23 protein-coding genes are annotated in these 26,107 nt (G+C 30.1%); 6 read left to right on the top strand and 17 right to left on the bottom strand.

Features of this window, described 5'->3' with window-relative positions:
- Nucleotides 1-14: 14 nt before the first annotated feature.
- Complete coding sequence (locus G9F71_RS05635; protein WP_164950022.1) at nt 15-1,226, top strand: cation:proton antiporter; 1,212 nt, start codon at nt 15-17, stop codon at nt 1,224-1,226.
- 184 nt (nt 1,227-1,410) lie between these two features.
- Nucleotides 1,411-2,571: an amidohydrolase gene (locus tag G9F71_RS05630; protein WP_164950023.1), complete on the top strand. Its 1,161-nt coding sequence runs from the start codon at nt 1,411-1,413 to the stop codon at nt 2,569-2,571.
- A gap of 68 nt (nt 2,572-2,639) precedes the next feature.
- On the opposite strand, the gene G9F71_RS05625 is transcribed toward G9F71_RS05630, so the two are convergent.
- From G9F71_RS05625 to G9F71_RS05615, 3 genes are all read right to left on the bottom strand, one after another.
- Nucleotides 2,640-4,076, bottom strand: a complete 1,437-nt coding sequence (locus G9F71_RS05625; RefSeq protein ID WP_164950024.1) for a carbon starvation protein A — start codon at nt 4,074-4,076, stop codon at nt 2,640-2,642.
- A gap of 117 nt (nt 4,077-4,193) precedes the next feature.
- A complete protein-coding gene (locus tag G9F71_RS05620; RefSeq protein WP_164950025.1) occupies nt 4,194-4,895 on the bottom strand; it encodes a LytR/AlgR family response regulator transcription factor in 702 nt (233 codons plus the stop codon).
- 4 nt (nt 4,896-4,899) lie between these two features.
- A complete protein-coding gene (locus G9F71_RS05615; protein ID WP_164950026.1) occupies nt 4,900-6,573 on the bottom strand; it encodes a sensor histidine kinase in 1,674 nt (557 codons plus the stop codon).
- Between the two features lie 214 nt (nt 6,574-6,787).
- Here G9F71_RS05615 and G9F71_RS05610 point away from each other — a divergent pair, with 214 nt between their 5' ends.
- Both G9F71_RS05610 and G9F71_RS05605 read left to right on the top strand, forming a co-directional pair.
- Entirely contained in the window at nt 6,788-7,141 is a 354-nt protein-coding gene (locus G9F71_RS05610; RefSeq protein WP_125005168.1) for an MmcQ/YjbR family DNA-binding protein, read from the top strand.
- 53 nt (nt 7,142-7,194) lie between these two features.
- On the top strand, nt 7,195-7,803 hold the full coding sequence (locus tag G9F71_RS05605) for a 3'-5' exonuclease (RefSeq protein ID WP_164950027.1): 609 nt from the start codon (nt 7,195-7,197) through the stop codon (nt 7,801-7,803).
- 251 nt (nt 7,804-8,054) lie between these two features.
- Here the strand turns inward: G9F71_RS05605 and G9F71_RS05600 are convergent, their stop codons facing one another.
- The 3 genes from G9F71_RS05600 to G9F71_RS05590 form a co-directional block, all read right to left on the bottom strand.
- Complete coding sequence (locus G9F71_RS05600) at nt 8,055-8,606, bottom strand: nucleotidyltransferase family protein (RefSeq protein WP_164950028.1); 552 nt, start codon at nt 8,604-8,606, stop codon at nt 8,055-8,057.
- 50 nt (nt 8,607-8,656) lie between these two features.
- Nucleotides 8,657-9,082: an acyl-CoA thioesterase gene (locus G9F71_RS05595; protein WP_164950029.1), complete on the bottom strand. Its 426-nt coding sequence runs from the start codon at nt 9,080-9,082 to the stop codon at nt 8,657-8,659.
- Nucleotides 9,083-9,346: 264 nt separating this feature from the next.
- Entirely contained in the window at nt 9,347-10,072 is a 726-nt protein-coding gene (locus G9F71_RS05590) for a hypothetical protein (protein ID WP_164950030.1), read from the bottom strand.
- A gap of 278 nt (nt 10,073-10,350) precedes the next feature.
- Between G9F71_RS05590 and G9F71_RS05585 the strand changes: the two genes are divergently transcribed.
- Nucleotides 10,351-10,515: a hypothetical protein gene (locus G9F71_RS05585; RefSeq protein ID WP_164950031.1), complete on the top strand. Its 165-nt coding sequence runs from the start codon at nt 10,351-10,353 to the stop codon at nt 10,513-10,515.
- A gap of 81 nt (nt 10,516-10,596) precedes the next feature.
- Here G9F71_RS05585 and G9F71_RS05580 read toward each other — a convergent pair whose 3' ends face one another.
- From G9F71_RS05580 to G9F71_RS05530, 11 genes are all read right to left on the bottom strand, one after another.
- Nucleotides 10,597-11,682: an endospore germination permease gene (locus tag G9F71_RS05580; protein ID WP_164950032.1), complete on the bottom strand. Its 1,086-nt coding sequence runs from the start codon at nt 11,680-11,682 to the stop codon at nt 10,597-10,599.
- Nucleotides 11,683-11,701: 19 nt separating this feature from the next.
- Entirely contained in the window at nt 11,702-12,847 is a 1,146-nt protein-coding gene (locus tag G9F71_RS05575) for a Ger(x)C family spore germination protein (protein ID WP_164950033.1), read from the bottom strand.
- A 38-nt stretch (nt 12,848-12,885) separates the two neighbouring features.
- A complete protein-coding gene (locus G9F71_RS05570; protein ID WP_164950034.1) occupies nt 12,886-14,007 on the bottom strand; it encodes a Ger(x)C family spore germination protein in 1,122 nt (373 codons plus the stop codon).
- Entirely contained in the window at nt 14,004-15,092 is a 1,089-nt protein-coding gene (locus tag G9F71_RS05565; protein ID WP_164950035.1) for an endospore germination permease, read from the bottom strand. The genes G9F71_RS05570 and G9F71_RS05565 overlap by 4 nt, the downstream gene beginning before the upstream one ends.
- 2 nt (nt 15,093-15,094) lie before the next feature.
- Entirely contained in the window at nt 15,095-16,207 is a 1,113-nt protein-coding gene (locus tag G9F71_RS05560; protein ID WP_164950036.1) for a Ger(x)C family spore germination protein, read from the bottom strand.
- Nucleotides 16,204-17,298, bottom strand: a complete 1,095-nt coding sequence (locus tag G9F71_RS05555; RefSeq protein ID WP_224626638.1) for a GerAB/ArcD/ProY family transporter — start codon at nt 17,296-17,298, stop codon at nt 16,204-16,206. Before G9F71_RS05555 ends, G9F71_RS05560 begins: the two co-directional genes overlap by 4 nt.
- Before the next feature lie 8 nt (nt 17,299-17,306).
- Nucleotides 17,307-18,788, bottom strand: a complete 1,482-nt coding sequence (locus G9F71_RS05550) for a spore germination protein (protein ID WP_164950038.1) — start codon at nt 18,786-18,788, stop codon at nt 17,307-17,309.
- Between the two features lie 336 nt (nt 18,789-19,124).
- Nucleotides 19,125-19,292 carry a zinc-ribbon domain-containing protein gene (locus tag G9F71_RS05545; protein ID WP_164945318.1) on the bottom strand — a complete coding sequence of 56 codons (168 nt, stop codon included), beginning with the start codon at nt 19,290-19,292 and terminating at the stop codon, nt 19,125-19,127.
- 275 nt (nt 19,293-19,567) lie between these two features.
- Nucleotides 19,568-20,893, bottom strand: a complete 1,326-nt coding sequence (locus G9F71_RS05540) for a PAS domain-containing sensor histidine kinase (RefSeq protein WP_164950039.1) — start codon at nt 20,891-20,893, stop codon at nt 19,568-19,570.
- Between the two features lie 82 nt (nt 20,894-20,975).
- The gene (locus G9F71_RS05535; protein WP_164950040.1) at nt 20,976-22,217 is read right to left on the bottom strand and encodes a hypothetical protein; all 1,242 of its coding nucleotides are present in this window, start codon (nt 22,215-22,217) and stop codon (nt 20,976-20,978) included.
- Nucleotides 22,218-22,378: 161 nt separating this feature from the next.
- Complete coding sequence (locus G9F71_RS05530) at nt 22,379-23,611, bottom strand: aminopeptidase (RefSeq protein ID WP_202017939.1); 1,233 nt, start codon at nt 23,609-23,611, stop codon at nt 22,379-22,381.
- 279 nt (nt 23,612-23,890) lie between these two features.
- On the opposite strand from G9F71_RS05530, the gene G9F71_RS05525 reads away from it, so the two are divergent.
- Nucleotides 23,891-26,023: a methyl-accepting chemotaxis protein gene (locus G9F71_RS05525; protein ID WP_164950041.1), complete on the top strand. Its 2,133-nt coding sequence runs from the start codon at nt 23,891-23,893 to the stop codon at nt 26,021-26,023.
- Nucleotides 26,024-26,107: the final 84 nt, after the last annotated feature.

Here is a 26,107-nt window from a genome sequence, read left to right as displayed (position 1 = left end):
AGGAGTTACATATTATGTTAGAAATCAATTTCCTTATAGACTTAGCCATCATTTTATTAAGTACCAAAGTTTTAGGCCTAGTAACAAAAAAAATTCACATGCCTCAAGTAGTTGGTGCACTACTAGCTGGATTAATTTTAGGTCCTTCAATGCTTGGTATTATTCATGAAACTGACTTTATATCAAAAATGTCAGAATTAGGTGTAATAGTATTAATGTTTAGCGCAGGCCTCGAGACTGACATGAAAGAATTAAAAAAGTGTGGAAAAGCTTCATTAATAATTGCAATAATAGGTGTAATTTTACCCCTTATTGGTGGTTTTGCTGTGGCAGCATTTTACAATAATAGTGGACAATTATTAAATATGTCTACGGGAAAATTATTAGAAAACATTTTTATAGGAGTTGTACTTACTGCTACCTCTGTAAGTATTACCGTAGAAACATTACAAGAACTTGGTACACTAAAAACTCGCTCAGGAACTGCTATATTGGGCGCAGCTGTTATAGATGATGTAATTGGTATAGTTCTCTTAACCATAATAACTAGTTTAGCAAATTCTTCTGTAAATATTGGCTTTGTTCTATTTAAAATTATTGTTTTTTTTGTAATTACCGCAATAATTGGTATTACATTTTATTATGTTTTTAATAAATTAAGCAAATTTCATGGTCCTAAAAAAAGAATATCTATTTACGGATTAGTTTTCTGCTTATTAATGGCTTTTATGGCAGAGCGCTATTTTGGAATAGCTGATATAACCGGTGCTTATATTGCTGGAATAATTATTTCAACCACTTGTGAGTCAAGGTATGTTTCTATTAAAATAGACACTCTGTCGTATCTACTTCTTTCCCCTATATTCTTTGCTAATATCGGAATAAAAACCACTATTAGTGCTATGGACGCACCTATGATAATTTTTACAATAGCACTACTTATAGTAGCAATATTAACAAAGGTTATTGGTTGTGGACTCGGGGCAAAAGTTTGTAAATATACAAGCGTGGAATCTATAAGGATTGGTATAGGTATGATTTCTAGGGGGGAAGTTGCCCTTATAGTTGCAAATGTTGGGGTAGCAATGAATCTTATGTCAGACAAATTTTTTGGACCTGTAATCATTGTGGTAATCGCAACTACTTTAATTACTCCTATACTTTTAAAATTTGCCTATCTTCCCAATAGGAATCTTAAACCAAATTTTCAATCACCTAATGTATAGATGAGGATAATTGCGACTAGCAACAATTATTAATTCATTAAGTAATGATTGTTACTAGTCTTCATATAAATATTTCATAAATATGTTATAATATTGTTTATAGATATTTTAATTGTCGAAATGTTCGTAAACCTAAATACTATCTTCAACAAAATTAACAATATGAAATTAAGGGGGTTTTTATATGATTTTAATTAAAAATGCCAATATACATACAATGGCTAATGATAATTTCCAAAATGGAATGATTTTAGTTGATCATGGTAAAATTATCGCTATTGGAAATGACGTAAGGCCACCCGGCAATGCAGAAATCATTGATGCTAAAGGTAAGTTTGTTATGCCAGGAATGATTGATGCTCACTGTCATCTAGGAATGTGGGAAGATGGAATGGGCTTTGAAGGTGCCGATGGTAATGAGGCCGTTGATCCTGTTACTCCTCATTTAAGAGCAATCGACGCAATTAACCCTAGAGATATATGTTTTAAAGATGCACTAGAAGCTGGAATAACAACGGTTGCAACTGGTCCAGGTAGCGCTAATGTTATTGGTGGACAGTTTGCAGTTATTAAAACCTATGGAGATAGAATTGATGATATGATTGTAAATGATTGTCTTGCTATGAAAGTAGCTTTTGGCGAAAACCCTAAAAGAGTATATCACTCCCTCAAAAAATCTCCAAGTACAAGAATGGGAACCGCTGCTATCCTCAGGGAAAATCTTTTTAAAGCAAAGGTGTATGTAGAAAAACAAAATAAAGCCTTAGAAACCCCTGATAAAGTACCTGAATTTGACATGAAAATGGAAGCACTAGCAAAGGTTATAAAAAAAGAGATTCCTTTAAAAGCCCATGCTCATAGGGCTGATGATATACTTACTGCCCTTCGAATCGCCAAGGAATTTGATATAGATATAACCCTTGACCACTGCACTGAAGGCCACTTAATTGTAGATTATTTAAAAGAAGGCATCCAAAAGGGTATAATTTTAGGTCCAACACTATCTAATAGGTCAAAAGTAGAACTTCAAAATCTAACTTTTGAAACCCCTGGAATCCTTTCAAAAGCTGGCATAAAGGTAGCTATAATGACAGATCACCCTGTTATTCCCCTTCAATATCTTCCAGTATGCGCAGGTATTGCTGCAAGAGAGGGTATGGATGAAGAAGAGGCTCTTAAGGCAATAACTATAAACGCTGCAGAAATACTTGGTATCCAAAGCAAAGTTGGAAGCTTAGAACTTGGAAAAGATGCAGATATTATTATATATAGTGGACATCCCTTTGATTTAAGAAGTAAAGTAGAATTTGTAATGGTTAATGGTAAAATTATCAAAAACAAATAAGTAAAGACTGTTAACATAATAATTATGTTAGCAGCCTTTTTATTTTATAAAGGGGATTTATAAAAAATTTACATTTTAACCGTTGTCTTTACTTCTACCTTTTTTGCTGCAATTAAGAAAATTACCATTGCTGCAATTGCTGCTATAATTCCTAAAGGGTATGCAATTCCTTGCGAAAGTTTAAACCCCTCTGGTGCAATTAAAATATAAGAAGTACATACTGCTGTCATAAATGTAGCTGGCACCGTTGCCATCCAGTGCTTTTTACCTATATTAACCATATACATACCCGCTGTCCATAATACTATAGTAGCTAAAGTTTGATTTGACCATCCAAAGTATCTCCATATTATTGCAAAATCCATCTTAGTTAATATGAAACCTATAGCAAATAGTGGAATACTAATCATGAATCTATTTTTAATAGGACCTTGATTAAATTTTAATGCATCAGCTATAGTTAATCTTGCACTTCTAAATGCTGTGTCTCCAGAGGTTATAGGACAAGCTACAACTCCAAGTATAGCTAATATTCCACCAACTTTTCCAAGTAAACTAATTGAAGATTCATTTACTACCCATGCTGCTGTATGGCCTGGCAAAGCCATTGTAGCATTTAATTGGTCAACTCCTCCGAAGAAGCTCATTGCAGCCGCTGCCCAAATTAATGCAACTATTCCCTCTACTATCATTGAACCGTAAAATATTTTTTTACCTTGTTTTTCACTAGATATACACCTAGCCATTAAAGGTGATTGAGTTGCATGAAAGCCTGAAATAGCTCCACAAGCAATGGTTATAAATAACATGGGAAATACTGGGTTTTTATCTGGAGCTGAATGCATGTTAACTAAATTTGATAGTGTTATTTCTGGAATAGGTAATCCTCCGAAAATCAAAGCACCAGCAATACCCACTGCCATAATTAATAAGCAAAATCCGAAAATAGGATATATTTTTCCTATAAGCTTATCTATTGGAACCATTGTTGCCAATATATAATATGCAAATATTATATAAATTAATATTTGAAAATTCATTCCTGTTAAATCTTTTAAAATACCTGCAGGTCCTGTTACGAAAACTACTCCAACTAGTATTAAAACTATAATTGAAAACACTCTCATAAAGTTTTGAAAGCCTTTCCCCAGATATTTTCCTACTACTTCAGGAATACTTGCGCCATCATGTCTTACTGATAACATACCTGAAAAATAATCGTGAACTCCACCTGCAAAAATACATCCAAAGACAATCCATAAAAATGCTACTGGTCCCCACATTGCACCTGCAATAGCACCAAATATGGGACCTAGTCCTGCAATGTTAAGAAATTGAATTAAGAAAATTTTCCATTCAGGCATCTCAACAAAATCTACACCATCCGCCAGCCTCACAGCCGGAGTTTGAATTTTTTCATCTGCGCCAAAAGCTTTTTCTACGATTGTACCATAAATAAAATAACCTACAATAAGTGCAATAATTGCTAAAATAAATGAAACCATTTGAACTCCTCCTTCTATACTCTAGTTATAAACTTTTAATAACTAAATTATAATATGTTTTCAGGAATTGAAGACGGTTTCATACATGAAAAAACAATAAAAGCACATAAAGTGCTTTTATATACCCATTATGTGTTTAAACTCAATTATATTATTTCTACTTACTGGTATATCTGCGCTCTCACCTTGTATCTTTAACATATAGGTATTGTTAAACCATGGAACTATTTCTAGTATTTTATCAATATTTATTATATATGATCTATGACTTCTAAAAAAGAATTCCTTTGGAAGCTTTTTATAGAATTCTGATATACTACAACTCACATTGTACTGTTCCCCATTGATATAAATTAATGTTTCCCGTTCTTTTGCTTCGCAGTAAGAAATTTGAGTTATGCTCCTTACAATCATTTTATTATCTTTCCAAAGGGTTATTTTGCTATTTGTAAATTTTTCATCTGAACATTTCTCAATTTTTTTCAATGTACTAACTATACGTTCTTCTGAATAGGGCTTTAATATGTAATCATAAGCTTGAATTTCAAAAGCATCTACAGCATAATCTTTATGAGCCGTAATAAAAATAACAAGAGATTTTTTGGGGAAGTGGCTAATAATTTTGCCGAGTGCCATTCCATCCAATTTGGGCATATTAATATCTAAAAAAATAATGTCGGGTTTGTTTAGTTCAATGTATTCTAGTGCAATAATCGAATCATCAAATTCCTCCATTATTTTAATGTTACTAAAATTGTTTATGAAATACTTTAGTTCTTCTCTTGAAGGAAATTCATCATCAACAATAATACAGTTCACATTGTCACTCCCTTATTTTCCTAACATTGAAATGGATTCTGGTGCCATTCTGGAGTCTTTCTATTTTTAATCCTTCGCCATAAATATATTTTAATCTATTATGAACATTTGACATACCTATTCTATTTTCTTCCATTTTGCTTTCATAGACTTTTTCTATAATCTCTTCTGAAATACCCACCCCATCATCCTCAATTGTTATCATAATATTATTGCCCACAATTTTCTTTATTTCAATTGTCACTGTTCCATGTCCACTGCCCTCTAAAATACCGTGCTTTATAGAATTTTCAACTATTGGTTGAATTATAAGACTTGGGATCTTAACATCTAAATTATCTTCAATATTATAAATTATATGAAGTTTTTCCCCAAACCTTGCTTTTTCTATCTCTATATAGGCTTTAACCTGCTCAAGTTCTCTATAAATGTCTACAGGCTTTTCACCTGCTTCTAAATTATACCTTAAGTAAGTGGATAAATTTATAATTAACTCTCTTGCGCGATTAGGATTAAGTCTAATAAAAGAAATTATAGTATTTAGTGCATTAAACAAAAAATGTGGATTTATTTGAGCTTGCAATGCCTTTATTTCAGCCTTATTTGCCATATGCTTTAGCTCTCCAAGTTTACTTATTTCTAATTGAGTAGAAATAATTTGAGATAATCCTACAGCTAAATTTATATTTCTAAAGGAAATTGCATTGTTTTTGCAATAATATATTTTTAATGTGCCTGTCATTTTGTTTCCTTCTCTTAAAGGAGCAATAATTGCGGATTTTAAATTGCAATTTATATTAGGACAATCTATTTGCTCTGCATTAGCTAAGGAGACCAAATTCCCCTCCTTAATAACTTTTTTTGTAGCCTCTGTTATAATTCTATGCCCCTTTATATGATGATCAGCACCTACACCTACATGAGCTAATATATACTCCTTATTTGTTATAGCTACTGCATCTGCACCTATAGACTCTCTTATTATACTACATATCTGTTCTAATGAGTTTTCATCCATTTCTCTGAAATATGGCAAGGTTTTATTAGCTATCTCCAGTGCTATTTGTGCTTGCTTTGCTGCAATCTCTTCCTTTTCATCATAGATTTTTTGAATTATTACTATTAATATTGCAATACCTATGGCATTAGTAAAGCTCATAGGAAAATATATATTTTTTACAATAGTTAAAGCTTTACTAAAAGGGTGTGCCATTGTAAGTATTAAAACCATTTCTAAAATTTCCATTAGAAGTCCACCAATTAACCCATACACCCACTTGTTATTTTCATTTGATATCTTATATAAGATTCCTGCAAATATTCCTGAAGTTATAGTGGTTATGGTACACGGTATTGATGTAATTCCTCCAATATCTACTAGTAACCTGTGCATTCCAGCAATTACTCCTGCCATGAGCCCTACAAAAGGACCACAGAGTATTCCCCCTGCCATTACACCAATAATTCTAGTGTTGGCAATAGCTCCATTAACTTCTGTGCCTGTGTAGGTTCCCAAAATTCCAAATGATCCAAAAATTATTGAAAGCATAATTAAATCTCTTTTTTTAAATTTATCCCTTTGCACGATATTCTTAAAGCTTGCTATCCTAGAAACAAAAAAAGCAATAAGAATTACATAACCTAAATTATTAGTAAGACTTCTTAAAAGTTCAATCATACATATAACTCCATTTCACCTAACGTCGTATTCAAATAAATAACAAGTCAGCATACTAGCCTCGTCTATTCTAGCTTGATTTATTCTCATGTACATAAAGAAGGTTTTATAAATATTATATACAATATTCTCTAATATATAAAGATATAAAATCTATGCTATAATTGATGTAACGTTATTTTAAATGAATAAAAAAGATAAAGGGTGATTTATTATGTTATCTTTAGAAACTTTCAGAAAATATTGCCTAAGCAAAAAAGGCGTTACAGAGTGTTTCCCTTTTGATGATGAAACACTAGTTTTTAAGGTTGGCTCTAAAATGTTTGCCTTAACAAATATCAATAAACCAATACTCGAAATAAACTTAAAATGTGAGCCTTTTATGTCCCTAGATTTACGTAGAGACTTTGCTTCAATTATTCCAGGGTACCATATGAATAAAAAACATTGGAACACTATAATTCTTGATGGTTCAATTTCTGATGATAAAATCCTCTTTCTAGTGGATTTATCTTTCGACCTTGTATATACTGGATTAAAGAAAAGCGAAAAAGAAGAACTAGAATAGGCCAAGCAATTAATAATTGCTTCGTGCCCCAGATAACGACAGGAGGGTCTTTAATGAAAATGATTTTTTTTGATACAGAAACTACTGGTATAAGACCAGGAAACATATGTCAGTTAAGTTACATACTTGTTGATACTAGTTATAAACCTATAAAAACAATAGGTAAAAATACATTCTTTACGGTAGACTACGTAGAGCCTTCTGCCGAAGATGTACATGGTTTTAGTGTAGATGCATTATTTGCACTAAGCGATGGCAAAACTTTTGAAGATTCTTATGAAGATTTTATTGATGATTTTGTTAATGCCGATATTCTTATAGGACACAATGTTAATTTTGATATAAAATTTTTAACTCACGAGCTCAAAAATTGTGGACATACTCTAAATCCTAACCATATTTTTTGTACAATGAAGTATTATAAAGACATATGCAAACTTTACTCTGCACGTGGAGGCTATAAAAATCCAAAATTATCAGAAGCCATTACCTTCCTTGAATTAAATGAACATGAAATAAATTTAAAAAGTAATGAATATTTTGGAGATACTGCAAATTTTCATGACGCTAGATTTGATACTACTGCAACTTATTTACTAGTAACAGAAGGCATTAAGAAAGGTTTTATCCCTAAACATTATTTTTCGCAGCTTGCTAAGTAATTTTTAAGGGTATACAATGTGCTATTACAATTTACGAGTTTTTTCTTGGATTCTGCTATAACTAAAAGGATATATCGCTAAAAATGCATTCACATCGCTAATTAATTCTACAATTACTAGAACTTGCTGAGATGCATTTTACGCAATATATCCTTTTGTTAGCATAATCCAATAAAAAACAATAAAGTTCAAAAGTTACATTTACTATATTACTACTAGCTTTACCCATATTAAGAAATGATACAGGACTATTACGATTTTAATATTCCTTGAATTTTATCTCTAACTTCCTCTGGTAAATCGCCTTTTAATGCTCTTTCTAATAAAGCGTACTTCTTTACTCCATTTAATGATAGATAATTTTCTATCATATTTACTTTTATATCCCTACCAGGAATTAATTGATAAATTACATACCAGTCTTCTAAAGAACTCAATGGTATATTTACTCCATTAATTTTTTTGTATTCTGAAATAGAAGTATGATTAAAGATGTATTCATATGTTCCATTATTGTAATTAATGCTAAGTCCTGCCATAAGATCAATATCAAATCCATGGACAACATATTCGTAAAAATATTTTGTAGAATATGTATCTGATTTTTTCCTGACTTTCTTTTCACCAATACTTTTTAAAATTTTGTCTACTTTTTCAATATCACTTAAATCTACTAAAATATCAATATCATTAGGATTGTCTATAAGTCCATAATGATGCAATAAGATAGATGCACCTACAGCCCATACAACTCCATTTTCATTTAATTTTTCACCAATATAACTTAAAGCTTCAAAAATCATTTCTTCCCCCTAATTAACTAAATATTGTTTTCATTATTATTAATAGGACGTTATTCTGTCTTTTCAAAGAGTTTTTGAAACCTATTCCACATATCTCCATTAGCTTTTTTAAGATTTACAACTCTAAATTTTTCATTGACAAAAGCATGAGTTGTACTACCTTTAGCTAAAATTTTTCCATCTTTTTCTCTAATGACATTATAGTTAAATATTACTTTAGCACCATTTAACTCTTTCATAAATGTTTGAATTATAATTATATCCTCATATTTTGCCCCTTCTTTGTACCTACAAGAGCTCTCTACCACTGGTAACATAATGTTATTTTCTTCCATTTCTTTATAGGTCATTCCTATTTCTGTTATATATTCTGTTCTACCTACTTCAAACCAAGCGTAGTAATTTGAATGATGCACTATTCCCATTTGATCTGTCTCTACATACCTTACTTTTAATTTTGTTTCATTAATGTACATGTTCATTTCTCCTATCTGCATAAATATTAGGTCAACTCTCTTAAATAGATTAATATGGTTTTTGCCCCTATAATAATCCTTTTATAGCTTAGATGTTTTTTCTTAGATTATGCTAACAAAAGTATATATTGCGTAAAATGCGTTTGAATGTGCCTTAGTAATTCACAATTTATTTTAGAATTACTTGGCTAAGTGAACGCATTTCTAGCAAAATATACTTTTGTTATAGCATAGTCTAAGAAAAAACGCTTAACTTATAAAATATTAGAAGTCATATATTATACCATCACAAAACACCCTCTTAATAACTCTATTATCTACATAAATCTGAATTGTATCGCCTTTTTTCAAGTACAATTCTACAGGTAAATTAAGTTCATAAGCAAAATTCCCTGATTTTATTTTTAGTTTTGTCTTGTGGACATGGTTTCTTAAGGACAAATCAGCAAGATCTGCTCCTAATAGCAAACCCTGTCCTGAGGATATACTATCAATTTGTATTCTTGGATAATCAATGATTTTTGCAACCATAGGAATTTGATTTTCTAATTTTTCACTATTAATATAATCTATTTCCTCATCTATAATTATAGAGTTATTTTCAATTACAACATTATTAATATCAATCAAAAAATACGCATTAATTTGTTCTTTTTTAATACTTTTATAATAAACATTTTCTTCATACCGTAATATTCTAAGATATACCAGTTTCAATAATTCATCATAAGTATTATCTTTGAATTTACCAAATTCTTTAATTATTATATTGTCTATACTTTTAGTTAATCTAAGTTCATTGATTTTACCTAAAATACTTTTACAGCCTAAAAACCCAGCTAATTCAGATTTAATCTTATTTATATTAAAATCGTTATCTGAAAGCTTTACATCTGTACTAGCAACCATAAATACATTTGTATATTGAGGATATGCTGATTGAATAAAGCCTAAATATTTTTTATTTCTATCATATACATTAAATGGCATATAAAGTCACTTCCTTGTAAATTATTATTTTATTATATACATAAAATACTCCATATTAGTATTATACACACTATTTAAAATTCATAAATACAAATTTTATAAATTATTATTTTATTTGGTTAATTAAAAATAAAAAAGTATTTATAATGATTTTTTCGTACAAATATTTTCATGATATTAGGGTTATATTAATATAAGCAATTGAAAAGTTAAACTATAATACTGAATAATTATTTTTAAAGGATACCTTACAAATTAGTATAAAAGGAGGAATATTTATGGACAATAATAAAAGTCATATGAAAACTGATAAAAAAACTAATGCAGAACTTAGAAAAATGTTTCCGCAAAGTGGTGGGGATATAGGAATTGAAAATGGTGAAAAAATAGATGCAAATAATAACAAATTCACAAAGCGTTCTAAATTATCTCATAACAAATAGTATTTTATCACCACAGTCATAAGGAGCAGATAACCAACCGATTTTTGGTTAGTTATCTGCTCACATCATTTACTTGCAACTTTATTTTCGACCTTTGTCTTTTATAAATATCAATATAGCAATAATAGATACGTATGCAATATTAAACAATGTTACCTTCGGAATAATATATCCAAGAAAAGCTCTTCTTTGTACTTCTCCTCCAATTTTTAAACATAAGTAAATTACAATAGGAACTGTAAACCAATAACTCTTCTTTTTATCTTTTACTTTTAATATATAACTTAAAATATATGTAATTGAATACTGATAATTTGCTAAGGTCCTAAATATAGCCATGCTCCATAAAAACAAAAATACAAAACGAAAGCTATTTAGTACCGGTAAATTTACTCCTTCTGTTACTAGTAAAACCGGCCATAATGCTTTAGAAGTAACCTTATATCCTAAAGAATAGATACATATAGAAGTTATCCAAGTATAAATCACCATAATTAAAAAAGTAGATTTAAACACTACTGATTTAATTTTATCTTTATTTCTCATAAAAGGATAAATTAAAAACATTCCCTCTATTCCACCATAAGCATAAGCGGATTCAAGGCTTGCCTTTAAAATATTCTTATACCCACTTCCAAAAACAGGAATAAAATTCAGATAATTACCACGTTGTAAGGCTATTGATAACGTTAATACTGACATCACCACAGCATAAAGAGCAATTATATTTATTCTTGCCAATACTTTTACCCCTTTAAGATCTAAATAAGTAGCTACTAATATAGCCGGAATAAAAATCTTTATTGGTGTTAAAAAAGTTGTTGCATAAGTCCTATAAACATTACTCATTCCAGAGGCAATCGCTATCAAATATATACCAAACTGAGCCATAAATAAAATGTTGCATATGTTCCCAAGAATTACCCCTAAATATTTTTTACTTAAAACCAATATATCCTCATTGGGATGTTTTTTTACATAATAGATAGCTAACAAAGCCAAAAATAGCGGATATAGTCCACCAAGAAGCACTGAAATCCATCCATCTTGCTTTGCATCCTGTACTACTCCATTGGGTAATGATAAAAGACCTATGCTGGTTACGAACCCCACTACCATTGCTATGCATTCGACCTCTTCTAACAAGTTATTTTTTACTTTCTCCATTTTTTTCTCCATCTGTACTTTAGTACTGCCCTATTCCCATCTTATCTATTTCCACTTTTACATTTACTTTAATATCTGCATTACTCACCTCTTTGTTCCAATCAACGCCGGTTTCCCTGCCATATTGGGCTGCAGCAACCATTCCTAAGTTTAAGCAATCTATTTTATAAACATTCTTCATTTTATTAAGAAAACCATAACACATATTCTCTATTTTTTTTTCCATGAGTTCTTCAAATTCACTTTCATTTTCTTTTTTCATATCTTTGTATAACATATTATTTATGATGTCTCCCTTAAAATCTAACTCAATAATGAATTCATATTTTCCTTCTGTCTTATTACATTTCACCTTCCTTTTAACTATTGCATCATAATTAATGTACTTATCTGGGCCTTCCTGCAAACTTAAAATCCCTTTTCCTTTTTTTTCTCTAAGCATATTCATAATTTTACTTTCCTCCATAGGTATTACATAAGCCATTTTATCTCCTTTAAATAAAGCCATACCTGTAATACAAATCTTTTCATCTTTTATTTCTAGGTAAGGGAGCACTAAATTTTCTCCTTCCGAATCCAATGCTACATATATATTCCACAGACTATAGTTTATAGATAAAAAATTATAGTCTATGGAATTTCGAATAATTCCTCCCATGTAATCTGCAGAACTAGGATACCCTTCAACCTTAAACCTTAATATATCTTCTGCCTTCCCTTTGCATACTGAAAAAAAGTCACTATCATTAGTTTTTGCATTGGCAAACAGTATATTTATTATATCCTTAATGCCATAGTTTGCCGCCTCTTCGCTTATTATAGCTATTTCTTCAGTTCCGATTATTATAGGTTTGCTAGAATTTAGTTGTCTTTGTTCCCTTGTTTCACCAATACTGCTCGCCTTTGCCTTTATATTGCTACTGCCTTGTTCTGTAATTTCTTCCTTTTTATCAGTGCTCTTTGCACCTTTTTTTTCCCTCTTGCTAAAATCATATATACTAAAAGGAATGCTATATTGAACATTACCATTTAACTCCTTTACAATATCATACCCAAATCCCGCGGCTATGTTTAGTTGCTCCATAGGAACTACATTTAATTTTTCTGCATAAACGGGAAATATAAGGGCCACTAAACACATAATTATTATTTTTTTCTTTTTCAAAAGGTATCACCTTCTATTTCTTCATACTTATCTTATATTTAGTACTCTCCTCTTCCTACTTTATCCGCATGAACCTTTACATTTACCACAATGTCAGAGTTAGAAACAATATCATCCCAATCTACCCCAGTATCTCTTCCATATTTCGCTGCAGCCACCCATCCTAGTTGCAGGCAATCCACTTTATATTCATTTTTCATCTTATATAAAAAAGTAGCACACATTTCTTTAACTTTTTTTGACATGTCTTCTTCAAACTTTTTAATTACCTTAGTATCTCCTGCCATATTTTTATATAGTGTATTGTTAATAATTTCTCCTTCTAAATTTAAGTCAATAATAAATTTATATTTATCACCTATTTTCATACATTTAATTTTTCTTTTAGATTGAGCCTCATAATTTACATATTTTCCTGATTGGTCTTGTATAGTTAATATGCCTTTCACCTTATTTTCCCGTAGCATATTCATTATTTTTGTATCATTCATATCCAAAATAGCAGCAAGCTTATCCTTTTTAAAAACTCCCATTCCTGTTATTTTAATTCCATCTTCCATTATTTCAATATATGGGCTAACTATATTTTTTCCTTCTGCATCCATTGATAATATTGCATTTTTAAACAAATAGTTTTCCTTGAAAAAATTGTAGTTTGATGAATTTTTAATCATATCGCTTATATAGTCTGCTGAATTATCATATCCGGGGATGGTGTATTTAAAATATTCTTCATTCCTACCTTTGCATACCACTAAAAATGAATTGTCATTAACCACAGGATTTTTAAAATTAACGTCCATTAAAGCTCTTATTCCATATTCAGCATACCCCTCCTCTACTAAATAAATTTTTGAAAGCCCTAAAAAAAATTTTTTCCCTAGCTTTTTTTGTCTATCTTCTCTTGTCTTGCCAATAGTACTGCCTACACCAATACTTAATATACTTTCCACACTCTCATCTTGTTTATATTCATTAGCAGTGGTAGAAACCCTATATATTATATCCCCTTCACTATTTTTATCTATACCCATTCCTACCCCCACAGAGATACCCAAATCCTCCACACTTAGTGAGCCCATTTTTTTACCAGTAAAAAATACAAGAAAGAAAGTGCTACATAAAAAAACAATAAATATTATATTCATATATTTTTTCATTTTACACCTCCTTTTTTTATCCATATTAAAATTGTGATAAGGGTTATATATATTAAATTATATATAGTACTGATAGGAGATGTATATTTTGTAATTTCGTCCAACGATACCTTATCTCCATAATAGGTCTTTGCAATGATAATAACAGAAGCAGCAATAACTGCATATATTATTCTTTTGCTTTTTATTTTTTTAATATCATTTAAAATAAACACACACACATAATTAAAAATAGCTGCAGATTTAATAGCTATAATTATCCAGAAAAATATAAAAATATATGTAAAATTATTTATTATCTCAACCTTTACTCCTACTGTAACTGTAAAAAAACTCCATATTGTCTTAGGAATGATATCTTTCCCCATATAATAGATTGTTATAAAAGTAATCCAAGTATATATAATAGTAGTAATTCCTACTGCCTTTAAAGTTGCTGCCTTTATCTTGCTACTATCATTTATAAAGGGATAAATTAAAAATATAAGTTCCATTAATGAATAATCATAAACACAATCCAGACTTCCTTTTAAAATGTTTACAATGCCGGTACCAAATACAGGACTTATATTTAAATAGCTTCCTTGTTTTAAAATAGAAATAGTAGGGATCATAATTCCTAGCACCATCCAAAAGGTTATGGAACCTATCCTTCCCAGCACTTTAATTCCTTTACTAGCCGCGTATGCTCCTATAAAAAACAAAACTATATAAATTTTTAGTGGAGTTAAATTAGGCATTACCTCCGTTCTTGTAATAATCCCAATTGTTGAAATCAAGGGTGGAAAATAACTAAAAAAGCTTAGTAAAAAAAGAAAATTTAATATGGTTCCAAAGGTCTTACCTAGGTATCTTTTGCTCAGCAATAAAATATTTTCCTTAGGAAATTTACCGCTAACATATATAGCTAAAAGTGCTACATATAGTGGATATATAGCCCCTATTATTACAGAAATCCACCCATCCTGTTTTGCAGCCTCCACTACATCATTAGGTAAACTTGCCGCCGTTACATCAAGCATAATTCCTATTAATAAAAATGTAACCTCATTTGGAGTTAGTAGATTTTTCTTTTCTATCTGCATCCTTAATAATCTCCTCTACCCTGTAAATCCACCTTAACCTTTACATTTACTTTAATATCTGCATTGGAAGCCACTTCATTCCAATCAATACCTTTTTGCCTTCCATACTTGGCGGCAGCTTCTCTTCCCAGTTCAATACAATCAAGCTTATAATCATTTTGCATTACCTTTATAAAATCATAACATCCACTCTCTATACTTTTTGCCATGTCTTTTTCAAATTCTTTTTGTATGTTTATATTTTTTATCATATCAACATACATTTCATTATTAGAAACTGTACCTGTGAAGGCTAAATCAATAATGAAACTATATTTATCCCCTTGCCTATAACATTTCACTTTTCTTTTGCCAGTTTTTGCATCAAAATCAATATATTCCTTAGAATTCTTTTGCAGTGAAACTCGCCCTTTAACTCCATCATTTTTCAATAAATTAAGAGTTCTACCGTTTTTTACATCTGCAAGTTCTACCATTTTATCCTCATTAAAAATTGCTAAGCCAGTAATTTCTATTCCTTCTTCTGTTATATCTATATATGGAAGAACTAGATTTCTACCCTCCGCTCCAATCCTCACATATGCATCAATTAACTTATAATTATTAGAAAAAAAACTGTAATCGCCATAATTTTCTATAAGCCCACCTATATACTCTGAAGCACTGATATACCCCTTTTTCTGATATTTCAAGTAATCCTCTGCTTTTCCTTTACATATTGCCATATAAGCCATATCATTTGCTTCTGCATTTCTAAATCTATCCTCGATCATTGTTTTTAAACCATATCTTGCATACTCCTCACTAATTAAAATTACGTGTTCATGTCCTTGGACAAACTTTTTATCCATCTTTTTTTGCCTTTGTTGAATTACTTCTCCTAAACTTTTACCTTCATCTTTAAATAGCAAATTTACTTGGGTACCACTTGATTTGTAAATATTAGTACTAATTGGTATGCTATATTCCATAGTATCTTCACCTTTTCTATCTATATCATAGCCAATGCCATTAATAATTGTGACCTCTTCAATAGGAACCCTACCCTGTCCAAGCATAATAAACACATAAGTAAGTACACCGATGATTATGATAGCGTATTTTTTCTTGTTCAAGCTTTCCCACCTCCCTTGAAAAAAATAAATACAGCAATAGCCGTCATATATAATAAATTAAATATGATATAGAAAGGCATGATATTTTCACTAATGTTTTGTCTACTTATTTCATTGCCATATATAACTGCCAAATATACAAGAAGTGGATAAATTAAAAAGTAAATTTTTTTCATCTCCATTTTAGGTTGAAAATCTTTTAAAATATATATACTTGCGTATCCGTTAATGCTCATACTGCTAAATGCAATTAAACTCCAAAAAGTCATAAAAATATATTTATAATTATTGATTACTGATACTGTTACACTACCCATCACCAATAAAAGTGACCAATAGTTTTTGGACACAATATCCGGTCCTAAATAATAAGTGGTTATAAATACACTCCATACATAAAGAACTATACCTATAGCTACACTTATAAGAGAAGAGACCAACATCTTATTTTTCTCTTTAAGAAAAGGATAAATAATTAAAATTATTTCTGCTCCTCCATAACTAAAAGCTGATTTCACACTTCCCTTTATTATTGAACTAATACCAGAACCAAATATAGGGGAAATATTTGTCATGTTCGCATCTCGCAGTGCTACTACAGTTGACAAAAGTAGAATTATTGTAAAATAAAAAGAAATTTCACTCATTCTCCCTACCACCTTCACCCCTCTAGAAGCCACATAAATAATGCAGATAAAAAGTATAGCTATTATTTTAAAAGGAGTTAAAAATCCCATTATATAATTTCGCATTAGGTTGGTATAATAACTAGCTACCATGGATGCAATAAATATAAAATAAGTCCCGAAAATTAAATTGAAAATAGTCCCAATTATTTTACCAAAATATTTTTTGCTTAAGATTAATATACTATCACTCGGAAATTTTTTGCTTATATAGCTAGCTAGGATGACAATATACAAGGGATATATTCCTCCTATTAAAGTGGAAATCCATCCATCCTGATGAGCAACTTCTACCACAGCATTTGGAAGCGATAAAACACCAACTCCAACAATGCTACCAAATATAATAAGGGCAAACTGACTTACGGTTAAGTAATTTTGTTTTTTATTAGAGCCTCCTTGCATTTTATCCACTACCTTTTTTTCTTAAACTTATTCCTAAAATCCGTCTGCCTTATTGGATCTCCATGGGGAATTGCCTCTGGCCGTTTGTTCATCTTCCACAAGGGTGCTCTAATAAAGGTGTCCTTCATATCACTTTTATGAAACTCAAAATATGGTACACCTAGACTATCTAAAGAGGAAAGATGAGCTAAAATTAAAAACCACCCTACCGCTATTCCAAATATACCCATAATATTTGCTAATATAAGCATTGGAAACCGTAACAATCGAATAGAAAGAGACATATCATAATTAGGAATTAAGAAGGTAGTTATTACAGTAATTCCCACTATAAGCAAGGTAGTAGGACTCACCATTTTAGATCTAATTGCGGTATCACCTATAATAATACCACCCACTAAACTTAATGTTTGAGCTATTTTGGTAGGTAACCTTAAGCCTCCCTCTCTTAAAAACTCCACAACTAGTTCCATAGCCATAATTTCTAAAAATGGAGTTAAAGCGATTCCTACCCTTGATTGAACAATGGGGGTTACAAATTTTATAGGTATAAGTTCTACATTAAACTTTATTAATGTTAAATAAATAGAAGGCAGGGTAACAACAATAATCGCCGCCAAAATCCTAAGAAGTCTTGCAAAAGAAGCTACAATAACTCTTTGAGTATAATCCTCTGTGGCCTGGAAAAATTGCATGAATGTTGCTGGATATAATAGCACCATTGGTGTTCCTTCTATAAGAAGAATTATTCGTCCTTCTAACATATTGCCAATAGCTCTATCTGGTCTTTCTGTACCATAGGCTTGTGGAAAAATGGTATATGCATAGTCTTCAATATATTGCTCAAGCTTTCCCGATGAAAGTATAGCGTCTAAATCAACGGCTTCTATCCTCTTTTTTAATTCTCCCAATACCTGCTTATCTACTATATCGTCTATATAAACCATTGCCACGTCACTCTGAAGTCTTTTTCCTAAATTAAACAACTCAATGTTAAGATTCTTATCCTTGACTTTTCTTCGGATAAGGCTAATATTTACTTCTAAATTTTCTACAAAACCATCTCTTGGCCCTTTTGCTGCTGTTTCATTCATAGGCTCCATAATAGCCCTCTGTTGTCCCCCTGTAGTGTCAGCTATTATCACTTCTAACGCGCCATTTATCACCACTGCAGTTTTTCCTCTTTTAAGATGATCAACAACTACATTTAAATCGAGTTCTACCAATGTGTTGCTCATGGAAATATATCTTTTACATAGATAATCTCCTATATTTGCCCTTCCATTTAAATTTTCTCCTGTATGAATCATCAGAGGATTTAATATGTCTCTATCAATAATATCCTTGTTTGTAATTCCATTAACATAGATAATAGCAGCTTCCAAAGGTTCATCCATACCAATATAAAAATGCTTTACCACCATAGGACTTTGCTTGCCAAGTCCCTCTCTAATTAAATTAATATTTCCATTTAGATCTCCATTTTCCATTTCAATTACCATCCCCTTTTCTCATATATAAGTATAATTGGATTTATTAATAATTTGATTCCACTTTTATTTTTATATTACATAGTTTCTCTTATTTTATCTAAAATATCCACTTTTATTTTTCCTAGGTTAATTTTAACTATTTACTAACTCCAATAATAGATTTCATAGCTTAAAAGTAATATAAGATCACTAGATACTTCCTGCATAACAGTATTATATCCAGTGCTCTTATAGATAAATTTCGCCTAATTGCCTTAATATTATGTTAAATATTAAAAAAAACAAAAACCCTATAAGATTAAATTCTTATAGGGTGTAAATTACTTATTTAAACTATTTTCTAAAAGATGGTTTGTTATTTTGTTGTTTTCTTGCTTTTCTACACTCAGCACATCTTTGTGGTTCATTTTCAAATCCTTTTTCTTTGTAGAAATCTTGTTCACCCTCAGTGAATACGAATTCTTTTCCACAGTCTTTACAAATTAAATTTTTGTCTGCCATTTTAAATATTCCCCCTTTTATTTGAAAATTAAGATCTAAATTTGATTAACAATAATTTCCTAAACAAAAGAGGATATGTTGTTTATCAGATTAGATTCTTCTACATAGTAATTTTTCATTACTATTATATGCTTATATTAACATATTTAATAAATACTTACAATACATTTTTTAATATATTTATATATTATATCTAATTTTTTTAATCAAATATTGCCACTTAAAAATCACGTTTCCCTGTTTGTTTCGAATTGAAATATGATAACACTGTGATTTTATGAATATATGTCAGAAAATTCAATATTTATCCTTTCTACATTGCTGTGAATGGATGCAGCTACTTCTTCTCTAACATAAGATTGTTCCTCTACTACTACCACTGGGAATTCAATTATAAATTCACTTCCAATCCCAACACTGCTTTCCAAATTAATCGTTCCCTTATGTAGTTCTACAATTGCTTTTACAAGTGAAAGCCCAATTCCGCTTCCCTCTGCTTCTCTCCTTAAGGTAGAATCCACTTGTGTAAATCTATCAAATACTTTTTCCTTCATATCCATTGGTATTCCTATACCAGTATCTTTTACAGAAATCAGTATACTTTCCACTTTATCATATATGCTCACCATTATAGTTCCCCCACATTTTGTGAATTTTATAGAGTTAGAAAGTAAGTTTAACATAACTCTTTCAAGTTTTTCTGCATCACAGGAAACTATTCTCTCTTCTATTTCTGTATCAAATATAAGTTGAATTCCTTTACTCTCTACATATTCTGCAATAGAAAGCGTTATATTTTCTACCACACTTACAATATTATAATTTTTATACTCCATATGCATAAACCCTGAATCAAACTTGTTAATATCAATTAAATTATTAATTAATTTTACCAGTCTGAAACAATTTTGCTTAGATATATTCATATACTTCTTTAGTTTTTCATGATTAGCACAAAATTTTTCCTGACAAAAAGTTTTATCTATTAATTGAACAACACCTAATATTATATTTAAAGGTGTTTTTAATTCATGAGATATAGTACTAAAAAATTGATCCTTTATGTTTTCATATTCCTTTGCTTTTTCTATTAAGTTTTCTTTTATCTTAACTTCCTTCTGCAGTTCGTCTATTTGTATTTTTTCAGTAATATCTCTGAAGTTCCAAACCGTACCACTTGATTTATATTCTATTATTAGCGGTTGAACTAATAGTTCAACTACTCTTCCATCTTTAAAATTAATAAAGTTTATTTCACTTTGCAAAGCATTAAGCTTTGCTTTTATACTTTTATCAAGCTCATTTGGATCTATTAATTGGTTTTTAGCATAATTAATCATTTCTATATTATTATTTCTCTGTAAAATTTCTTCAGACATTCCCCACATATTAGCAAATTTATTGTTATGGTGAATTTTCCTGCCATTTTCATTTACGACTAAAATACCATCCCCAGTTGAGTCTAATATAGCTTGAAGTATTTTCTTTTCTTTTACTATCCCTTTCTTTACCCTTGTATGTTTTAAAATATTTCCAAAAAGAAAAAAATTAATAAGTATTAGTGCAATAACTATAAAAGCAATATGAGCATATAGAATCATATCTAATGATACCCCCCTTTTGATACAATAATTACCATACTATATAATTACACATAAATACATTTTTTCCTCTATTTATAACTTAAAATAAAACTAAATAATCATCAAAAACTGTATGTTCCTTTTTGTGTGTTTGTATCTTATCTGTTTCCATATCAATAATAGACGTATTTGGCCCCTCCCTAATAGTAGAAGTAATTAAATAACGACTGTTTATACACTCCTTTGGATACCCTAATTTTTTTTCATAATTATAATCAATATTACCATTTATAATTTCTTTCACCTTTAATTGCTTATTAGAAATAAGGCTTTTTCGAAAAATAACTTTATACTTACCATCTAAATTCCAATAATAATCAGAAGAACTTATAAATGCATCACCCTCACATTCTGAAAGTAATTTAATTGTCTTTTTTTCAAGGCTTTCCTTATTTAATATAATCATAGCATCACTATTTTCTTTTCCAAACTTATTTACTTCATAATAAATATTCTCTTTATCTACTCCAGAAAAAAACTCATAACCATCAAGACCCTGAATTTCCATATCTACAAAGCTTAATTTTTCATAGCCACCTTCAATTTCACTAATGAATTTTTTTAGTGGTAAGTATTTAAGACTATCCCAGTAAAAAAATTGATCTTTTTTAGATTTTCTCCCTCTATGCACCTCATTATATATTTGCTGCTTATCATAAGGTTCTAAATAATTTTCTTCATAAACTACACATTCTTCGTTTTTTAGAGTGGTCTTAAAAAATACGGAGCGAAGTCCCCTTAAGAAGGCTTTATCCTCTACTTCAAAACTTTTACCATTATTTACATTATAAAGTATTGCCTTTTCATACCCATAACTTTCAATTGACGTTTCAAAACTCTCAAATTCTTCAAAAGTTAATTGATGTTCTTGCTTGAAAAACACTAAAAATTCACCCACTTCTAATTTTTCTATTAACAAATTATTAAATCGCGTGTCCATTTCAAATTTAAGTACTGATGTAATCTCAGAAGTATTTATGTTAACACTATTCAACGTATATTCGTTAATCAAAATCTGTTTTTTAACAGTAAGATAATAAAAGCCATCCTCCCCCTCCACTTCGCTCTGCTGAAAAAAATCTAATAATATTTTTTCTTTACCTATATTAATATGGCTTATTTTATTATTTTCAATATCATAAGTGTAATAATTTATAATGTCTGAGTCTTTAAGCAAGTCATCAAAAACTTTTACTGTTTCCCTTAAAAAGAGTTTTCCTTCTAATTTACAAACAGGTTCCACCTCCTTATCTAACATTTTTTTCAAATCAATTATTTCCATAGTTTACTCCTTATTATCTTATTTATTATATATATTGTAATTATTTACATGTATTTATGTTTTATTCAAAAAAATATACATAATAAAAAAATAACAAGTAGTATGATAGCATACTTACTTGTTATTTTTTATGATATTCAAATTATAAGTTAAATTATCACCTAGGATACTACAAAATTTCCGTTTTTAAATACAGTTACTTCACTTCCATCCTCTGTAATACCTATTATTTGCAAGTCATCTGTGCCAACCATAAAGTCTTCATGCACAGTAGAATCATTAACTCCTAATTTTGAAAGTTCCTCATCACTTAAATTTTCACCATTTTTTATGCATACTGGATATGCCTTTCCGATAGCCAAATGACAAGAGGCATTTTCATCAAACAGTGTATTATAAAACAATATATTTGAATTTGATATGGGAGAATCATGTGGTACTAATGCTACTTCACCCAGATAATGTGATCCTTCGTCAGTTTCAATGATGCTCTTTAAAATGTCGTAGCCCTTTTCTGCTTTGAAATCTACAATTTTCCCATCTTTAAAAGTAAGGGAGAATTTTTCAATCAGATTTCCATTATAGTTTAAAGGTTTTGAGCAAACTACTACTCCATTAACTCCAGTTTTTTTAGGAAGTGTAAATACCTCTTCAGTCGGCATATTAGCTATAAACTCCACGCCTTCTGGTGTATATTCTGATCCTCCAAGCCATAAATGATTTTCTGGAAGTTCAATTACAAGATCAGTGCCCAATGAATTCTTATATTTTAGATATTTAAAATTATTCCCATTTAAAAAGTCCATGCTTTTCTTTAGGTTACTTTTGTGCGTTTCCCATGAAGCAACAGGGTCAATTGTATCTACCCTTACTGTTTTAAATATAGAGTCCCAAAGTTTTTCCACTGCTTCTTCCTCTGATAATTCTGGGAAAACTTTTCTTGCCCAGGCTATAGTTGGAATTGATGCAACACACCAAACATTTCTATTGCTCATAAGCCTATCTCTATATTCCTTTATTGCATTACTTGCTGCTTTATGTGATTTTGCCATTCTCTCAGGATTAACATCCTTCATAAGCTCAGGGTCAGAGGCTGAAATATTTAAAAAAGCAGCTCCCTTGCGTACATTTGACACATAAAAATCTCTCTGCCAGTCTGGATATTCTTCAAAAACCTCTTCTGGAGCATGCATGAATTTTATTTTTGAAGATAACTCATCCCTCCAATTTATAACTACCTCCCTAGCACCTTCAATATAAGCAATTTTAGATAGGATTCTAGCAAAGGAAGCGCACTCTATAGGCGAATTGATTACAAGTATTTGATCCTTTTGAATGTTAATCCCTGTTTTTACCAATAAAAGAGCATATTTTTCTAATAATTCATTTTTCACAATAAAACTCCTCCTTATACAATTTAATAATAGTATAAAATCTAATTATGATATTCTAACATATACTTCGAGAAAATAATACCACAAAAGGTCATTTTAGGTATTTAATATTAGATTACTTATTAAAGATAATGAATAAGTCATTTATCTGCTGATAGTAATACAAATCACTTCAAATATTGACAAATATTTCATGTATGGTAGTATAGTTTGTAAATATATATTTATAAATACTCATTTGTAAATAATATACATATATTTATAGATTGGAGATTAAATATGAAAAGTTACAAAGACCTAAACATATCTAGCAAAATAATCCTAGTTATGACATTCGTTTTATTGGTATGTTTTTTAGGTATATTTTCTATACTACTAAATAATATTTATAAGCAAAGTCTTACCCAAGCTCAAAATGTTGCAATTGAAACTTCACATAGATATTCTATGGAGATTCAGAATATTTTTAATGAAAAAGTAGTAATTGCACAAACTATGGCAAGCAACATAGAAACACTTAGAAACAAAAATCAAATTACCAGAGAGCAAGTTATAGAAATTGAAAAACACATATTGAAAAAAACGCCTTCCATATTTGGAGTTGGAGTTTTTTATGAGCCAAATGCATTTGATGGAAAAGATATTAATTATACCAAAAATAAATCACAGGAATTTATATATGGCAAAAAGGGCTTATTTAAACCATATGTATCAAGAAGTGGAACTGGATATGCAGTAGAATCAGGTTTTCCAGATAACAGCACAAAAGAGGAAATGGAATGGTATGATTCTGTAAAAGAAAGTAAAAAAACTTATTTAAGTGAACCAGGTAATTATACAATAGATAATAAAGATGTGATGATTTCACAAGTTGTTGTTCCAATAATTAAAGATGATAATACCTTTGCCGGTGTTATTGTTCTAGATGTTGGAGTATCTGACTTACAAATACTAGCATCTAAAATAAAGCCTATGGGAGGATATGTTGAAATAAATAGCCAAAATGGAATTTATGCAGCACAACCCCTAAATCCCAAGCTTATACTTCAAAATCCATTAGAAAAAGATAAAAATTGGAAAACTATACTTGATACTATTGATAATAATAAGAATTACATGGACTTTGAAACTTCAAGTCTCCTAAAAACAAAGGTACTTAGGGTAACAGTCCCAATTTCAATTCAGGGTTCTGATATAAAATGGGCTTTTTCAAGTGTTATACCTAAGAATAATATATTAGTTGATTATAATAAAATGCTTAGTATTTGTTTGATTACAGGTATTCTTTCATTGATTTTATTAATAACTATAATAATGTTTAGTGTACATAAGATAACAAAGCCATTATCACAAACCTTAAAAATATTAGATAGAATGTCCGCAGGAGATTTAAGCATTAATATAGATGGCTCATATAAAACTAATGATGAGATTGGAAAAATGATGATAGCCCTGGATACTACAATCATAAAGCTTAGAAGCATAATTTCAAATGTAGTAAATAAATCATCTGAAATAGAAGATGTGTTTAAAGCTGTTCAAGTTTCTATGGACGATCTTATTGTGCAAACGGATGAAACTTCAGCCACTGTTGAAGAACTTGCAGCAGGTATGGAAGAAACCGCTGCCTCAGCAGAGGAGATGAATGCATCTACAAGTGAGATGCAAATTAATGTGTTAAATATGAAAACTAGAACAGATGGAGGTCAGGTAGCGTCACGAAAAATAAAGCTAAGGGCGGAAGAACTTAAAAATAATGCACTCCATTCTTCTAAAAAAGCTTATGACCTATATAATGAAACAAGGGATGCTTTATCTCTAGCAATAGAAAAATCACAATCTGTAGAAAAGATAAATGTTCTTTCAGATTCAATACTTAAAATATCATCTCAAACTAATCTCTTAGCACTAAATGCCGCAATTGAAGCTGCAAGGGCTGGAGAAGTAGGCCGTGGTTTTGCAGTTGTTGCAGATGAAATAAGAAAGCTTGCAGAGCAGTCAAAATCTACTGTAAGTGAAATTCAAAACGTAACCTCTGTAGTTGTTGAATCCGTAAGAAATCTTTCAACAAGTTCTGAACAAATATTAGATTTTATTGATAGCCAAGTGTTGAAGGATTATAAAGAAATGGTTAACACAGGTGAAATTTACAATAGGGACTCTAAATTTATAGGTAGTTTCGTTACATCAGTAGGAACAGAGATGAACGGACTCTCAAGCTCCATAACCGGAATAGTTACTGCAATAAATGAAGTAACTACAACTGTAAATCAAGGGGCACAGGGCACACACTCAATTTCTGAAAAAACTTATGGAATACTTGAAAATATAAATAAAGTAAATGGGCTTGTTAAAAAGAGCGCACAAAGCACCGAAAATCTAAAAGAAGTTGTGTCTATATTTAAATTATAAAAAATACCCTTTCTTGCGATATTTAGAGATTTATTTTCTCCATTATTGCCAAGAAAGAGTATTTTTATTTAGTTTACACTAAAT

This window comes from Clostridium sp. FP2 (genome assembly GCF_011065955.2).
In the GTDB taxonomy this organism is placed as follows: Bacteria; Bacillota; Clostridia; order Clostridiales; family Clostridiaceae; genus Clostridium_AD; species Clostridium_AD tagluense.
The sequence above is the reverse complement of the archived record's forward strand: the minus strand, read 5'-3'. Positions and strand labels throughout refer to the sequence as shown.

Coding starts and splice junctions, on each gene's coding strand:
- G9F71_RS05635 (WP_164950022.1), top strand. CDS start 15: ATGTTAGAAATCAATTTCCTTATAGACTTAGCCATCATTTTATTAAGT.
- G9F71_RS05630 (WP_164950023.1), top strand. CDS start 1,411: ATGATTTTAATTAAAAATGCCAATATACATACAATGGCTAATGATAAT.
- G9F71_RS05625 (WP_164950024.1), bottom strand. CDS start 4,076: ATGGTTTCATTTATTTTAGCAATTATTGCACTTATTGTAGGTTATTTT.
- G9F71_RS05615 (WP_164950026.1), bottom strand. CDS start 6,573: ATGATTGAACTTTTAAGAAGTCTTACTAATAATTTAGGTTATGTAATT.
- G9F71_RS05610 (WP_125005168.1), top strand. CDS start 6,788: ATGTTATCTTTAGAAACTTTCAGAAAATATTGCCTAAGCAAAAAAGGC.
- G9F71_RS05605 (WP_164950027.1), top strand. CDS start 7,195: ATGAAAATGATTTTTTTTGATACAGAAACTACTGGTATAAGACCAGGA.
- G9F71_RS05600 (WP_164950028.1), bottom strand. CDS start 8,606: ATGATTTTTGAAGCTTTAAGTTATATTGGTGAAAAATTAAATGAAAAT.
- G9F71_RS05595 (WP_164950029.1), bottom strand. CDS start 9,082: ATGTACATTAATGAAACAAAATTAAAAGTAAGGTATGTAGAGACAGAT.
- G9F71_RS05590 (WP_164950030.1), bottom strand. CDS start 10,072: ATGCCATTTAATGTATATGATAGAAATAAAAAATATTTAGGCTTTATT.
- G9F71_RS05585 (WP_164950031.1), top strand. CDS start 10,351: ATGGACAATAATAAAAGTCATATGAAAACTGATAAAAAAACTAATGCA.
- G9F71_RS05580 (WP_164950032.1), bottom strand. CDS start 11,682: ATGGAGAAAGTAAAAAATAACTTGTTAGAAGAGGTCGAATGCATAGCA.
- G9F71_RS05570 (WP_164950034.1), bottom strand. CDS start 14,007: ATGAAAAAATATATGAATATAATATTTATTGTTTTTTTATGTAGCACT.
- G9F71_RS05565 (WP_164950035.1), bottom strand. CDS start 15,092: ATGCAGATAGAAAAGAAAAATCTACTAACTCCAAATGAGGTTACATTT.
- G9F71_RS05555 (WP_224626638.1), bottom strand. CDS start 17,298: ATGCAAGGAGGCTCTAATAAAAAACAAAATTACTTAACCGTAAGTCAG.
- G9F71_RS05550 (WP_164950038.1), bottom strand. CDS start 18,788: ATGGAAAATGGAGATCTAAATGGAAATATTAATTTAATTAGAGAGGGA.
- G9F71_RS05545 (WP_164945318.1), bottom strand. CDS start 19,292: ATGGCAGACAAAAATTTAATTTGTAAAGACTGTGGAAAAGAATTCGTA.
- G9F71_RS05540 (WP_164950039.1), bottom strand. CDS start 20,893: ATGATTCTATATGCTCATATTGCTTTTATAGTTATTGCACTAATACTT.
- G9F71_RS05535 (WP_164950040.1), bottom strand. CDS start 22,217: ATGGAAATAATTGATTTGAAAAAAATGTTAGATAAGGAGGTGGAACCT.
- G9F71_RS05525 (WP_164950041.1), top strand. CDS start 23,891: ATGAAAAGTTACAAAGACCTAAACATATCTAGCAAAATAATCCTAGTT.